At 68.4% G+C, this 14,047-nt stretch carries 15 protein-coding genes; all 15 read left to right on the top strand.

Going from position 1 to position 14,047, the window contains the following annotated elements; all coding sequences use genetic code 11:
• Nucleotides 1-74: 74 nt before the first annotated feature.
• The gene (locus NFR49_RS01770; RefSeq protein WP_251157969.1) at nucleotides 75-1,211 is read left to right on the top strand and encodes an extracellular solute-binding protein; all 1,137 of its coding nucleotides are present in this window, start codon (nucleotides 75-77) and stop codon (nucleotides 1,209-1,211) included.
• Between the two features lie 142 nt (nucleotides 1,212-1,353).
• On the top strand, nucleotides 1,354-3,129 hold the full coding sequence (locus tag NFR49_RS01765) for an ABC transporter permease (protein ID WP_251157968.1): 1,776 nt from the start codon (nucleotides 1,354-1,356) through the stop codon (nucleotides 3,127-3,129).
• 3 nt (nucleotides 3,130-3,132) lie between these two features.
• Nucleotides 3,133-4,209: an ABC transporter ATP-binding protein gene (locus tag NFR49_RS01760; RefSeq protein WP_251157967.1), complete on the top strand. Its 1,077-nt coding sequence runs from the start codon at nucleotides 3,133-3,135 to the stop codon at nucleotides 4,207-4,209.
• A gap of 81 nt (nucleotides 4,210-4,290) precedes the next feature.
• Nucleotides 4,291-5,355 carry a glycosyltransferase gene (locus NFR49_RS01755; protein WP_251157966.1) on the top strand — a complete coding sequence of 355 codons (1,065 nt, stop codon included), beginning with the start codon at nucleotides 4,291-4,293 and terminating at the stop codon, nucleotides 5,353-5,355.
• 184 nt (nucleotides 5,356-5,539) lie between these two features.
• On the top strand, nucleotides 5,540-6,112 hold the full coding sequence (pyrR, locus tag NFR49_RS01750; protein ID WP_251157965.1) for a bifunctional pyr operon transcriptional regulator/uracil phosphoribosyltransferase PyrR: 573 nt from the start codon (nucleotides 5,540-5,542) through the stop codon (nucleotides 6,110-6,112).
• Nucleotides 6,112-7,044 (top strand): aspartate carbamoyltransferase catalytic subunit, encoded by a 933-nt coding sequence (locus NFR49_RS01745; protein ID WP_135977374.1) that lies wholly within the window; start codon nucleotides 6,112-6,114, stop codon nucleotides 7,042-7,044. The genes pyrR and NFR49_RS01745 overlap by 1 nt, the downstream gene beginning before the upstream one ends.
• Complete coding sequence (locus tag NFR49_RS01740) at nucleotides 7,031-8,320, top strand: dihydroorotase (protein ID WP_251157964.1); 1,290 nt, start codon at nucleotides 7,031-7,033, stop codon at nucleotides 8,318-8,320. The genes NFR49_RS01745 and NFR49_RS01740 overlap by 14 nt, the downstream gene beginning before the upstream one ends.
• Before the next feature lie 50 nt (nucleotides 8,321-8,370).
• Entirely contained in the window at nucleotides 8,371-9,162 is a 792-nt protein-coding gene (locus NFR49_RS01735; RefSeq protein ID WP_135977376.1) for a dihydroorotate dehydrogenase electron transfer subunit, read from the top strand.
• An 11-nt stretch (nucleotides 9,163-9,173) separates the two neighbouring features.
• Nucleotides 9,174-10,085 carry a dihydroorotate dehydrogenase gene (locus NFR49_RS01730; RefSeq protein WP_420840265.1) on the top strand — a complete coding sequence of 304 codons (912 nt, stop codon included), beginning with the start codon at nucleotides 9,174-9,176 and terminating at the stop codon, nucleotides 10,083-10,085.
• Nucleotides 10,076-10,798 carry an orotidine-5'-phosphate decarboxylase gene (gene pyrF, locus NFR49_RS01725; RefSeq protein ID WP_251157962.1) on the top strand — a complete coding sequence of 241 codons (723 nt, stop codon included), beginning with the start codon at nucleotides 10,076-10,078 and terminating at the stop codon, nucleotides 10,796-10,798. Before NFR49_RS01730 ends, pyrF begins: the two co-directional genes overlap by 10 nt.
• Before the next feature lie 17 nt (nucleotides 10,799-10,815).
• Nucleotides 10,816-11,412: an orotate phosphoribosyltransferase gene (gene pyrE, locus NFR49_RS01720; protein WP_251157961.1), complete on the top strand. Its 597-nt coding sequence runs from the start codon at nucleotides 10,816-10,818 to the stop codon at nucleotides 11,410-11,412.
• Nucleotides 11,413-11,499: 87 nt separating this feature from the next.
• Complete coding sequence (gene mihF, locus NFR49_RS01715) at nucleotides 11,500-11,808, top strand: integration host factor, actinobacterial type (RefSeq protein ID WP_135977379.1); 309 nt, start codon at nucleotides 11,500-11,502, stop codon at nucleotides 11,806-11,808.
• Between the two features lie 3 nt (nucleotides 11,809-11,811).
• On the top strand, nucleotides 11,812-12,372 hold the full coding sequence (gene gmk, locus NFR49_RS01710; protein WP_251157960.1) for a guanylate kinase: 561 nt from the start codon (nucleotides 11,812-11,814) through the stop codon (nucleotides 12,370-12,372).
• Between the two features lie 6 nt (nucleotides 12,373-12,378).
• Nucleotides 12,379-12,660 (top strand): DNA-directed RNA polymerase subunit omega, encoded by a 282-nt coding sequence (locus NFR49_RS01705; protein ID WP_135977381.1) that lies wholly within the window; start codon nucleotides 12,379-12,381, stop codon nucleotides 12,658-12,660.
• Between the two features lies 1 nt (nucleotide 12,661).
• On the top strand, nucleotides 12,662-13,912 hold the full coding sequence (gene thiI, locus NFR49_RS01700) for a tRNA uracil 4-sulfurtransferase ThiI (protein WP_251157959.1): 1,251 nt from the start codon (nucleotides 12,662-12,664) through the stop codon (nucleotides 13,910-13,912).
• Nucleotides 13,913-14,047 lie beyond the last annotated feature (135 nt).

Below are 14,047 nucleotides of genomic sequence, written 5' to 3'. Positions count from 1 at the left end.
GCCCTAAAAAAGAAGACATACCAAACGCCGTCCAGCGGCGCGCGTCAACGTGGTCTTCTAGGGAAGGAACCGAAATGCGCAACATCTCACGCAGGGGTTTCATCGGTGGCTCCGCCATCGCGGCGGCCGGGCTCGGCCTCGTCGGCTGCAGCGGCGGCGACACGGGTCAGGCCGAGGCCGACACCAGCGAGAACACCGTCAACGCCCCTCAGGAGCTCATCGACGCCGCCAAGGAGGAGGGCGAGCTCATCGTCTACGGCTCCTGCGAGGAGGAGCACGTCCAGGCCTGCGTCGACCACTTCAAGGAGCTCTTCGGCCTCGACGTCCAGTTCCAGCGCCTGTCCACGGGCGAGGTCCAGGCCAAGATCGAGGAGGAGAACGGCAACCCCTCCGCCGACGTCTGGTTCGGCGGCACCACCGACCCGTACAACGTGGCGGTTACCAAGGGACTGCTCGAGCCCTACGAGGCCCAGAACGCCAGCCACCTCATCTCCGACACCTACCGCGACCCCGACGGCCAGTGGTACGGCATCTACAAGGGCATCCTCGGCTTCATGGTCAACAAGGACGAGCTCGAGCGCCTCAAGATCGACGAGCCCAAGGACTGGGACGACCTGCTCGACCCCAAGTACAAGGACCTCATCTGGCTGTCCAACTACAACACCGCCGGCACCGCCAAGCTCGTCATCAACACCATGATCCAGAAGAAGGGCCACGACGAGGGCATCAAGTACCTCGTGGACCTCGACAAGAACATCCACGTCTACACCAAGTCTGGCTCCGGCCCCTCCAAGAACGTGGGCACCGGCGAGTGCACCGTGGGCATCGGCTTCCTGCACGACGGCATCATGCAGATCGTGGACAACGGCTACGGCAACATCGGCCTCGTGATCCCGTCCTCCGGCGCCTCCTACGAGGTCGGCGCCACGGCCATCTTCAAGGGCTGCAAGCACCCCAACGCCGCGAAGCTCTGGATCGAGTACGCCCTCTCGCCCGACTGCGTCGAGCGCGCCGCCGAGGCCAAGGCCTACCAGTTCCTGGTGCTCGACAACGCCAAGCAGCCCGAGATCGCCACCGAGTACGGCCTCGACCCGGACAACGTCATGGAGTACGACTTCGAGGACGCCAAGAACAACACCGAGCGCTACGTCGAGGAGGTCATGACGGCCCTCGGCGGCGGCGGAGACACCGAGCGCTTCCAGACCGAGTAACCCCTCGCCCCATCCGGCTCGGCAACCGTTGTCGGTTCCCATCTAGAGTTCGACATCGTAAGGTACCGGGCGGCCCCAGGTTCGCCCGGTACCTCTTTTGCTGAATGCAGACTGCATGACAAATCCTGAATGGCAGGTGGCCATGGCCCAAGACCAAGGAAAGGCGCTCGACCGCAAGAAGCTGCTGGGCGACCCTATACTCATCACCACCATCGTGGTGCTCATCGCGTTCCTCACCCTGTTCATCCTCTACCCGCTCGCCATGCTGCTGGTTGACTCGTTCATCTCCGGCGGCGGCTTCACGCTCGACGTGTTCGCGCGCATCTTCCAGATGCCCTCGTTCACGACGGCCATCACCAACACGCTCTCCGTGGGCTTCCTCGTGGGCATCGTCAGCGCCCTCGTAGGCCTCCTGTTCGCCTATGTGGAGGTCTACGTGCAGCTCAAGACGAGGTTCATGCGCGGGCTCTTCTCGCTCGTGTCCATGCTCCCCGTTGTGAGCCCTCCGTTCGTGCTCTCGCTCTCCATCATCATGCTGTTCGGCAAGTCGGGCATCATCACCCGCTACGTGCTGGGCATCTACGACAACAGCGTCTACGGCTTCTGGGGCATCTTCGTCGTCCAGTCGCTGACGTTCTTCCCCGTGTGCTACATGATGCTCAAGGGCCTGCTCATGAACATCGACCCCTCCCTCGAGGAGGCGGCCCGCGACATGGGCGCCAGCCGTTGGAAGGTCTTCACGAGCGTCACGCTGCCCCTCATCGCCCCGGGCCTCGGCAACGCGTTCCTCGTCACCTTCATCGAGTCCATCGCCGACTTCGCCAACCCCATGATCATCGGCGGTTCCTACGACACGCTGGCCACCACCATCTACCTGCAGATCACCGGCGCGTACGACAAGCAGGGCGCCGCGGCCATGGCCGTCGTGCTCCTGTGCATCACCCTCGTGATGTTCGCCGTGCAGAAGTACGTCCTGGAGGCCAAGAGCACGGCCACCCTCTCCGGCAAGGCGAGCCGCGGGCGCATGCTCATCGCCGACCGCTCCGTCACCGTGCCCCTCACGGTCCTCTGCAGCGCCATGGCCGTGTTCGTCGTGGTCATGTACCTCTGCGTGCCGTTCGGCGCCCTGTTCAACACCTGGGGCTACGACTTCACGCTCACACCGAAGTGGTTCATCCAGCTCTTCACGCACTACCACGGCCTCGACGCCTTCGTGGACTCCTTCGCCCTGTCGCTGATCGCGGCGCCCATCACGGCCATCCTGTCCATGATCATCTCGTACCTCGTGGTGAAGCGCGACTTCAAGACCAAGGGCTTCATCGAGGCGGTCTCCATGCTCGCCATGGCCGTCCCCGGCACCGTCCTCGGCGTCGGCTACATCCGCGGCTTCTCCGGCGGCATCTTCGGCACCGGCGTCATGCAGGGCCTCTACGGCACGGCCGCCATCCTCGTCATCGTGTTCATCGTCCGCTCCCTGCCCACCGGCACGCGCTCGGGCATCTCGGCCCTGCGCCAGATCGACAAGTCCATCGAGGAGTCGGCCTACGACATGGGCGCCGACAGCTTCACCGTGTTCCGCACCGTGACCCTGCCGCTCATCAAGGAGTCGTTCCTCTCCGGTCTCGTGACGGCCTTCGTGCGCTCCATCACCGCCATCTCGGCCATCATCCTGCTCGTCACGCCGTCGGTGCTGCTCATCACGGTGCAGATCAACGAGTTCGCCGAGAAGGGCGCCTACGGCATCGCGTGCGCGTTCGCGACGATCCTCATCGCCATCACCTACGGCTCGGTGCTGCTGATGAACCTCGCCATCAGGCACTTCGGAACGAGCCGCAAGGCCAAGGGGATGGACGACGAACTCCCCGAGACCATCAAGAAGGACTACCTCGAAGACAGCCGCCAAGTGGAGGAGCTCTAGACCATGGCAAAAGAGAAGAAGGGCGTTCGCCTCGACCACATCTCCAAGATCTACCAGGACCCCAAGACCGGCAAGGACTTCTACGCCGTGCACGACGTGAGCCTGTCCATCGAGCCCGGCGAGTTCGTCACGCTGCTCGGCCCGTCGGGCTGCGGCAAGACCACGATCCTGCGCATGATCGCCGGCTTCGAGTCCCCCAACGAGGGCGAGATCTACCTCGGCGGCGAGCCCATCAACGAGCTCACCCCCAATAGGCGCGACACCGCCATGGTGTTCCAGAGCTACGCCCTGCTGCCGCACTACAACATCTTCGACAACGTTGCCTACGGCCTCAAGCTGCGCAAGGTCCCCAAGGACGAGATCCGCAAGAAGGTGGTCAACATCCTCGGGCTCGTGGGCCTCGAGGGCATGGAGGACCGCATGACCAACCAGCTCTCCGGCGGCCAGCAGCAGCGCGTGGCCCTGGCGCGCGCCCTGGTCCTGGAGCCCGGCGTCCTGCTCTTCGACGAGCCGCTCTCCAACCTCGACGCCAAGCTGCGCGTGGACATGCGCAACGAGATTCGCCGCATCCAGCAGGAGGCCGGCATCACGGCCGTCTACGTCACCCACGACCAGTCCGAGGCCATGGCGCTCTCCGACAACATCATCATCATGAAGAAGGGCGTCGTGGAGCAGATGGGCGACCCGCACACGGTCTACTACCGCCCTGCGAACGAGTTCGTCGCCGACTTCATCGGCGAGTCCAACTTCCTCCACGGCACCATCGTGGAGCACGACGGCCAGCACGGCGTGGCCGAGGTGGAGGGGTACCGCGTGCCCATCGCCAACATCGAGCACCTGGGCGACGGCGACGCCTGCACCCTCGTGCTGCGCCCCGAGGCCGCCAGGGTGGCCGACGAGGGCGTCCTGCCCTGCGAGGTCGTCCTCTCGCGCTTCATGGGCAACTACCACAACTACCACGTCAAGGTCGGGGGCACCGTCGTCAAGGTGACGGACTTCAACCCCAAGAACCACAAGGTCTACGAGGTGGGGGAGAGCGCGTTCGTCGACTTCACCCGTGACGACGTGCACGCTCTCTAGCTACCATGGGGGACCGGGCGCCGCGCCGCGACAGCCGGCGCGGCGCCCCTCTCCCTGACCCCGACCCCGCCGAGGAGACCCATGGACGACGCCCCGCTCTTCTCCCTGGTGATGTGCCTCTTCGACGTCGAGTCCTACGTGGGGGAGGCGGTGGAGGCCCTCCGCGCCCAGGAGCTCGACGACTGGGAGCTCATCATCGTCGACGACGCGGCGGAGGACCGCTCCGTGCTCCGCGCCCTCAGGGCGGCGGGCCGGGACCCCCGGATCCGCATGGTCCACAACAACGCCAACCTGGGCCTCGCCGCGTCGCGCAACCGCGGCCTCGACCTCGCCCGCGGGCGCTACGTGGCCTTCCCCGACGCCGAGGACCACCCGGAGCCCGACTACCTCTCGGTGGCCGCTGAGGCCGTCGCGGCGGAGGACCCCGACGTCGTGGTCGAGGGGGTCGTCGAGGACTACTTCAACCACCGGGGCAACGTCGCCTTCTCCGAGGAGCTCCGCGCGCCGGCCGGCGTCTACGAGGGCGACGAGGTCGACCGCCTCATGCTTCCGTTGGGCGTGGGCAGGCTCATCGACTTCGTGTTCACCAAGTTCTTCCGCCGCGCCATGGTGGGACAGACCCGGTTCGAGGTGGGGCGCCGCCACTACTCCGAGGACTTCTTCTTCGTGCTCGAGATGATGGAGCGCGCCCGCAAGGTCGTCGTGGTGGACCGCAGCGCCTACCGCTTCGAGAAGCACATCCGCGCCGAGCGGAACCTCACCTTCACCGAGGGCACCTTCCTCGAGAGCGAGCGCCGCGTGGCCGCCCTCCAGCTCCACCAGCAGGAGCACGGCCTCGACACCCCCGACAGCCGCCGGGCCCTCGGCGCCGTCTACGGCCGCGCCATCATGGACGAGGTCGCCCGCATCACCGAGCAGATGAGCGACGTCCCCAAGGGGGAGCGCGTCGCCTGGCTGGGGAAGGTGAAGGAGGACCCGCTCTTCGAGACCGTCGTGGCGGGGGCGGGGCAGCCCGACGGCTTCCTCGACGGCCTCATCCACCAGGCCCTCGTGGACCCCAACCCCAAGAAGGCCCTGCGCCTGGGCCACCTCATCGGCTACCTCAAGAGCTTCGGCCCGGAGTCGTGGTCCCGCACGCAGCCGTGATCTTTCGGGGATGTGGGAAACTCCCTTGAAATCCCCCTTGGCTTCGGGTACGGTGTACAAGACCTTTAAGAGCGGTACGGGATGCCGTCAAGGCGATAGAACATATCAGGCCACATCTGGCCCGCCTTCGCACGGACGCCCTGCCGCATCGGCCGGAGCGTCTTTTTTTTGTGAAAGGAGCCAGATGGAGCAGACGAAGCCCAAGGCCACCATCATGGACGAGGCCACCATGGAGCGGGCGATAACGCGCATCGCCCATGAGATCCTCGAGCGCAACGAGGGGGCCGACACCATCGCCCTCGTCGGCATCGTGCGCCGCGGCGCCACGATCGCGCGCATGCTCGCCGACCAGATCGAGGCCATCGAGGGCACCCGCCCGCAGGTGGGCCTCCTGGACATCAGCTTCTACCGAGACGACGTCACGAGGCGCCTCGCGCCGGTGCTCCACAAGACCGAGATCCCCTTCAACGTCGACGGCAAGGACATCATCCTCGTCGACGACGTCCTCTACACCGGGCGCACGGTGCGCTCGGCCCTCGACGCGCTCATGGACTTCGGCCGCCCGGCCACCATCCAGCTCGCCGTGATGGTCGACCGCGGCCACCGCGAGCTGCCCATCCGCGCCGACTACGTGTGCAAGAACGTGCCCTCCTCCCGCGACGAGGACGTGCGCGTGTGCCTGGAGCCCCTCGACGACCACGTGGCCGTGGAGATCTGGGACGTGGAGACCGAGAAGAAGCCCGGAGGTGCGGCCTGATGCTTTCCGTTCGCAACCTGATCGACACGACCTCTCTCACCGCCGACGACATCACGCAGATCCTCGATGTCGCCCGCTCCTTCGACGAGGTCAACAGCCGATCCATCAAGAAGGTCCCGGCCCTGCGCGGCCGCACCATCGTCAACCTCTTCCTCGAGCCCTCCACGCGCACCCGCAGCTCCTTCGAGCTGGCCGAGAAGCGCCTCTCCGCCGACGCCCTCAACATGGGCGGCTCCACTTCCTCGGTGGTCAAGGGCGAGTCCCTGGCCGACACCATCCAGACCATCGACGCCATGAACGTCGACATGTTCATCTGCCGCGCCAAGTTCGCCGGCACCCCGCACCTCATCACCGAGAACACCGACGCCCGCGTCATCAACGCCGGCGACGGCAAGCACCAGCACCCCACCCAGGCCATGCTCGACCTTTACACCATCCGCGAGCACTTCGGCCACCTCGACGGCCTCAAGGTCGCCATCGTGGGCGACCTGCTCCACAGCCGCGTGTGCGGCTCCCTCGTGCCCGCCCTCAAGACCATGGGCGCCGAGGTCACCCTCGTGGGCCCGCCCACGTTCCAGGTCGTCGACCCCGCCTACTACGGCGTCGAGCAGACGAGCTCCCTCGACGAGGTCATCGAGGAGATGGACGTCGTCTACATGCTCCGCGTCCAGCTGGAGCGCATGGGCGGCGCCGCCATCCCGAGCCGTCGCGAGTACAACCGCCTCTACGGCCTCGACCTCGCGCGGCACGCCCGCATGAAGGAGGGCGCCATCGTGTGCCACCCCGGCCCCATGAACCGCGGCATGGAGATCATGCCCGAGGTGGCCGACGCCCCCAACTCCAAGATCCTGAACCAGGTCAATGCCGGTGTCTGCACCCGCATGGCCGCCATGTACCTGCTGCTCGGAGGAGACGACAATGATGTTGCTTAAGGGTGCCCGCGTCATCGACCCCCAGGTGGGGATCGACGGGGTCATGGACGTGCTGGTCGACGGCGGCGTCATCGCCGAGGTGTCCGAGGCCGTGGACGCCCCCGAGGGCTGCGAGGTCGTGGACTGTGCCGGCAAGGTGCTCGTCCCCGGCCTGGTGGACATGCACGTGCACTTCCGCGACCCCGGCTTCGAGTACAAGGAGGACATCGCGTCCGGCGTGCGCGCCGCGACCCACGGCGGCTTTACCGACGTGGCCACGATGCCCAACACCGACCCGGTGACCGACACCGGCACGGCCGTGCGCTACCAGATCGACCGCGGCGCCGACGCCGGCCTCACCCGCGTCCACCCCATCGGCGCGCTCACCCGCGGCGAGGACGGCGAGTCCCTGGCCGAGATCGGCGACATGGTCATGGAGGGCGCGTGCGGCTTCTCCGACGACGGCCACGGCGTCCAGTCCGCCGGCATGATGCGCACCTGCATGGAGTACGTGAGCCAGTTCGACCGCGCCGTCATCGCCCACTGCGAGGACGAGTCGCTCACCGCCAACGGCGTCGTCAACGAGGGGCGCGCCAGCACCCGCCTCGGCATGTTCGGCTGGCCGGCCCTGGGCGAGGAGCTCGAGGTCATGCGCGACATCGAGCTCTGCCGCCTCACCGGCTGCCCGCTCCACGTGGCCCACATCTCCACGGCCCGCTCCCTCGACCTCGTGCGCGCCGCCAAGGCGGAGGGCCTGCCCGTGACCTGCGAGGTCACCCCGCACCACCTCTTCCTCACCGAGGAGAACATCACCGACTCCTACAACACCAACCTCAAGGTCAACCCGCCGCTGCGCACCCGCGACGACGCCGAGGCCCTCGTGGCCGGCCTCGCCGACGGCTCCATCGACTGCGTCGTGTCCGACCACGCCCCCCACGCCGCCCACGAGAAGGACTGCGAGTTCGAGATCGCCTACTTCGGCACCGTCGGGCTCGAGACCACGCTCCCGCTCATGCTCACCTACCTCGTGGACCGCGGCACCATCACCTGGCAGCGCCTCGTCGAGGTGCTGGCCGTGGCGCCCCGCCGCATCCTGCGCCTCGAGCCCGTGGCCGTGGAGGCCGGATCCGCCGCGGACCTCACCCTCATCGACCCCGAGGCCGCCGTCACCGTCACCACCGAGTACTTCGAGAGCAAGTCCAAGAACTCCGCCTTCCTCGGCCTGCACCTCAAGGGGGCCGCGTCCGACGTGGTGATTGGCGGTAAGCGCGTTCTGGAGGCGGGCCTCGTGCGCTGATGGCATAGACTGACCATCAGCAGCCCGCCTTTCAGAAAGGAGCCCCGTTCATGCCCACCCCCTCGCCGGCACGGGTCCACGACGCCGTCGTGGTGTCCAACGTGCCAGTCGCCTCGAGTCTGTGGAGGCTGGTCTTCCGGGCGCCGCGCCTGGCCGCGTCGCTCTCCAGCGGCCAGTTCTTCAGCATCGCCGTCCCCGGCGAGCCCAAGCAGACCGCCCGCGTGCCGCTCTCCTTCTCCGCCATCGACTACGACGCCGGCACGGTGGAGACCGTCTACGCCGTCCAGGGGCCGGGGACCCGGGCCCTGGCCGCCATGGCGCCGGGGGCCGAGACCACCGTGCTCGGCCCGGGCGGCCACGGATGGTCGATCGACGCCGCAACCCACCGGTGCCTCATGGTCGCCGGCGGCTGCGGCATCACCCCCATCCTCTCGGCGGCCGTCTCCATGGGGCTCGAGGGCATGGACTACGACGTGGTGGTGGGGGCCCGCACCGGTTCGGCCGTCTGGGGCGTCGACCGCCTCGTGGCCTCCGGTGCCGGCAACGTCATCGTGGTGACCGACGACGGCACGGCCGGCGCCAAGGGCACCACGGTGGACGTGGTGGAGAGCGCCCTTCCCACCGAGAAGTACGACCTCGTCCTCACCTGCGGCCCCGAGCCGATGATGAGGGGGGTCGCGGAGCTCTGCGCGGAGTGGTCCGTCGCGTGCCAGGTCTCCATGGAGCGGATGATGACCTGCGGCTTCGGCGCGTGCGCCACCTGCGTGGTGCCCACGGACCACGGCAATGTGGGCGCCTGCATGGGCGGCCCGGTCTTCGATGCCACGGAGGTGGTCTGGTGAGCGCCCCCAACATGGCCGTCGACCTCGGCGGCATCCAGATGAGAAACCCCGTCAACACCGCCGCCGGCACCTACGGCTTCGGTTGGCAGTTCGAGGGGTTCTACGACGTGTCCACCCTCGGCGCCATCACCACCAAGGGGTGCGCCGCCGAGCCGTGGCCCGGAAACCCCGCGCCCCGCATGTGCGACGTCACCTCGGGCGTCATGAACTCCGTCGGCCTGCAGAACCCCGGCGTCCGCGGCCTCGTGGCCGAGGCGGGGGAGTACCTCGCCGGCCTTTCCGAGAAGGGGTGCCAGGTCATCTGCCAGGTGGCCGGCCACTCGGTCGACGAGTACGTGGCCGCCGTCGAGCTCTTCGAGGAGCTCGCCCCCTGGGCGGCCGGCCTCGAGATCAACATCTCGTGCCCCAACATCGCCGCCGGCGGCTGCGCCATGGGCTCCACGCCCGAGGGGGCGGCCGAGGTCGTCCGGGCCGTGCGGCCCCGCACCTCGCGGCCCCTCCTCGTGAAGATGGCCCCGGCCCGGGTGGTCGACGTCGCCCGCGCCCTCGAGGCCGAGGGCGCCGACGCCCTCTCGGTCATCAACTCCATCCCGGCCATGGCCATCGACGTCCACACGCGCCGCTCCAAGCTGTCGCGTCCCACGGGCGGCCTCTCGGGCCCCGTGCTCCACAACATCGCCGTGCGCATGGTGTGGGAGGTGGCCCAGGCCGTCGACATCCCCATCAACGGCGTGGGCGGCGTCGCCTCCGGGGAGGACGCGGCCGAGTTCATCCTCGCCGGCGCCACCGCCGTCTCCGTGGGCTCCGCCAACCTCTTCGACCCCGAGTGCGCGCCGCGTATCCTCGCCGAGCTCGAGGAGTGGGTCGCCTCCCAGGGCGTGGACGACGTCAACGATCTGATCGGAGCCTTCGAATGCCAGTGAGCGCAGACGCCAGGGACCGCGTGATCGTCGCCCTCGACTGCTCGCGCTCCGAGGCCCTGCGCCTCGGCCGCGAGCTCGCCGGCACCGTGGGCTGGGTGAAGGTGGGCATGACCCTCTTCTACGCCTGCGGTCCGGACATCGTGGACTACCTGCGCGGCCTCGGTTTCAAGGTCTTCCTCGACCTCAAGCTCTTCGACATCCCCCACCAGGTGCGCGGGGCGGCCCGGAGCGCCGTCTCCTGCGGCGCCGACATGCTCTCGATCCACGGCCTCGGCGGCGCCGACATGGTGGCTGCCGCCCGCGAGGGGGCGTCGTCGGTGGGCCGCACCTCGCCCTGCGACATCGTCGCCATCACCGTGCTGACCTCCATGGACCAGGCCTGCGCCGACTCCGTGGGGCTCGCGGGCCCCGTCGATCGCGAGGTGGCGCGCCTGGCGAGCCTCGCCTGCGCCAACGGCGCCGACGGCATCGTGTGCTCGCCCAACGAGGCCTCCGCCATGCGGGCCCTCCTCGGGCCGGCCGCCCGGATCGTGTGCCCCGGCGTTCGGCCGGCCGGCTCCGACCTCGGCGACCAGTCCCGCGTTGCCACGCCCGCCGAGGCGATCGCCCGGGGGGCGAGCCGCATCGTGGTGGGTCGCCCCATCACCGGCGCCGACGACCCGGTCGCGGCCGCACGGGCCGTCGTGGACGAGGTCGCCGCGGCCCTCGACTGACAGAAAGGACCAGGACAATGGACAAGCGTCTGGACGACGCCGCCATCATGGGCATCCTCGAGGAGACCGGGGCCGTGCGCCACGGCCACTTCGTGCTCACGAGCGGGCGCCACTCCGACACCTACATCCAGTGCGCGCGCGTCATGGAGAGCCCCACGACCACCGTTGAGCTCGCCCGGGAGGCCGTCGAGCGGCTCCCCGAGGACGTGCGCTCCGCCGTCGACCTCGTGGCGTCCCCGGCCGTGGGCGGCATCACCTTCGGCTTCGCCATGGGCTACGCCCTCGGCGTCGACTTCATCTTCACCGAGCGCCAGGAGGGCAGGATGTGCCTCCGCCGCTCCTTCGAGGTGCCCGAGGGCGCGAAGGTGCTGGTATGCGAGGACGTCGTGACCACCGGCGGGTCCGTCAAGGAGGTCTGCGACCTCGTCGAGGCCGCCGGCGGCGAGGTGGTGGGCGTCGTGTCCATCATCGACCGCCAGACCGACCGTCTCTTCGACGCCCCGTTCTTCCCCCTGCTGGCCGTCGACGCCGTCTCGTGGGACCCCTCTGAGTGCGAATTGTGTGCTAATGGGGGGCGTCCTGAATCCCTCGGGTCGCGCCGGCTTGCAAAATAGCCGCTAGATTGCCAGAATAACCGTGCTGCCGACACTTTTCGTTATCGGCTGCACACTTGAACTGTGACCAATCGATAGGAGTTATCCATGGCACTTCCTCAGCTCTCTGAAGAGCAGCGCGCCGAGAACCTCAAGAAGGCTGCCGCCGCCCGTCACGCCCGTGCAGAGCTCCGCGAGAAGATCAAGAACGGCGAGGTCTCCCTCGAGGAAGTCTTGAACTCCGACGACTCCGCCGCCACCCGCATGCCCGTGCGCGCCCTCATCGAGTCGCTGCCCGGCTACGGCAAGGCCAAGGCCGCCAAGATCATGGAGGAGCTCGACATCTCCCCCAAGCGTCGCGTCCAGGGCCTCGGCGCCCGCCAGCGTGAGCGTCTCCTCGAGATCCTCTCCAAGTAACCCGTGGCTGCCCGCCTTTTCGTCGTCTCGGGACCGTCGGGCGCGGGGAAGGGAACGCTGGTCTCGGCCGTGCGCCGGGCCCGCCCCGACCTCGGCCTGACGGTCTCTGCCACGACGCGCGCACCCCGTCCCGGCGAGGTCGACGGCGTGGCATACAGCTTCAAGACGGACGCTGAGTTCGACGCCATGGTGGAGGGCGGCGAGTTCCTCGAGTGGGCCCACGTCGCCGGCCACCGCTACGGCACGCCCGTCTCGGAGGTGGAGCGCGTGCTGGCCTCGGGCCACTCGCTCATCCTCGAGATCGACGTCCAGGGCGGCCTCAACGTGAAGCGGCTCATGGACGACGCCGTCCTCGTCTTCATCGAGCCCCCCTCCATGGAGGAGCTCGAGCGCAGGCTCAGGGGCCGCGGCACCGAGTCCGACGAGGACATCGCCCTCAGGTTGGGTCAGGCCGCGGGCGAGACGGCCCTCGCGGCATCCTACGACGCACGCATCGTGAACGACGACCTCGACCGGGCGACAGCCGAGCTGCTCTCGACGGTCGAGGCCTTTGAATCGGAATGAGGTTTCATGTCCATCACCAAGCCCGACATCGACGACCTGCTCGCCAAGACCGAGGAGAACCCCTTCCTGCTGTGCTCCATCGCCTCCAAGCGCGCCTGTGACATCAACAGCATGCTGCGCGGCCAGCACCTCCGCGTCACGGCCATCCAGGACGTCGACGACATCACCACGGTCGTGAGCGGCAAGGACCCCATCTCCATCGCCATGGACGAGCTCGACGGCGGCGTCCTCGGCTACAACGTGGCCGAGTTCGACACCGAGATCGCCGACGGCGACACGAACAACTAGCATGGCTTCCCGCGTCTGCCTGGTCCACTACCACGAGATCGGGCTCAAGGGGAAGAACCGCAAGACCTTCGAGGACCAGCTGGTGGCCAACCTCCGGCTGGCCCTCCGTTCGTTGCCGGTCTCCTCCGTCCATCGCATCTCCGGCCACATCATGGCCACCTTCTCGTCCCCCGAGGCGCCGTTCGAGGCCGTGGGCCTCATCCGCCAGGTCCCCGGCGTGGCCCGCGTGTCCCTGGCGTTCCGCTGCCTCCAGGACCCCGACGACTACCTGCCCGCGGCCGTCGAGGCCCTGGGCGAGGTCGGCGGGTGCGGCTCCTTCAAGGTGCAGGCCAAGCGCAGCAACACCGACTACCCGCTCCACACCATCGAGCTCAACCGCCAGATCGGCTCGGCCCTCTGCGAGGCCTTCCCCGACCGCAGGGTGGACGTCCACGACCCGGACGTCGAGGTCCGGGCGCTCTTCAACGAGGGCTCCGCCTTCATCTACGCGGCGAGCGAGCGCGGCGTGGGCGGCCTGCCCGTGGGCACCGCCGGCAAGTGCGTGTCGCTGTTCTCGAGCGGCTTCGACTCCCCGGTGGCAACGTGGATGATGGGGAGGCGCGGGGCCACCATGGTCCCTGTGCACTTCTCCGGGCGTCCCATGACGAGCGACGGCAGCGAGTGGCTCTGCCAGGACCTGGTGCGCGCCCTCGGTCCCGAGGGCGCGGTGGGCAGGCTCTACGTCGTCCCCTTCGGCCAGTGCCAGCGAGACATCGCCCTCGCCGTCCCGCAGTCGCTGCGCATCCTCATGTACCGCCGGCTCATGTACGCCGTCGCCGAGCGCATCGCCCTCGTCGAGGGTGCCAAGGCGCTCGTCACCGGCGAGTCCTTGGGCCAGGTCGCCTCCCAAACGCTCGACAACATCCGGGCGACGTCCGAGGTCGTGACGGCCATGCCGGTCTTGAGGCCCCTCATCGGCTCCGACAAGCAGGAGATCATCGAGCGCGCCAAGGCCATCGGCACCTACGACATCAGCTCCCAGACGGCGCCCGACTGCTGCACGCTCTTCATGCCGAGGAGGCCCGAGACCCACGCCAAGCCGGCCCAGGTGGCCGTGGCGTGGGGGCTCTTCGACCACGACGCCATGGTGGAGGGGCTGCTCCGCACCGTGGAGTACGTGGACTTCGACACCTGCGGCGCCTACCGGCCCCCGGCGCGTTGGCGCGAGCGGCACGACGCCTTGGCGCCGGCCCCGCTCCCCGACGAGGGCTGACCTCCCTCTCCATCGTTCCTCCATACCGACCGGCGGTGTCCCCGAGCAGGGGTTCTGACACCGCCGGTCGGTCTCTTGTCGGGGCCCGGTCGGGGTCCCGTCGGAGTCGTCCCCTAGGCTCGGGCTCCCAGGGGA

Source organism: Caniella muris (assembly GCF_943193035.1).
GTDB lineage: Bacteria > Actinomycetota > Coriobacteriia > Coriobacteriales > Atopobiaceae > Granulimonas > Granulimonas faecalis.
This window is presented reverse-complemented; position numbering and strand designations above follow the sequence as displayed.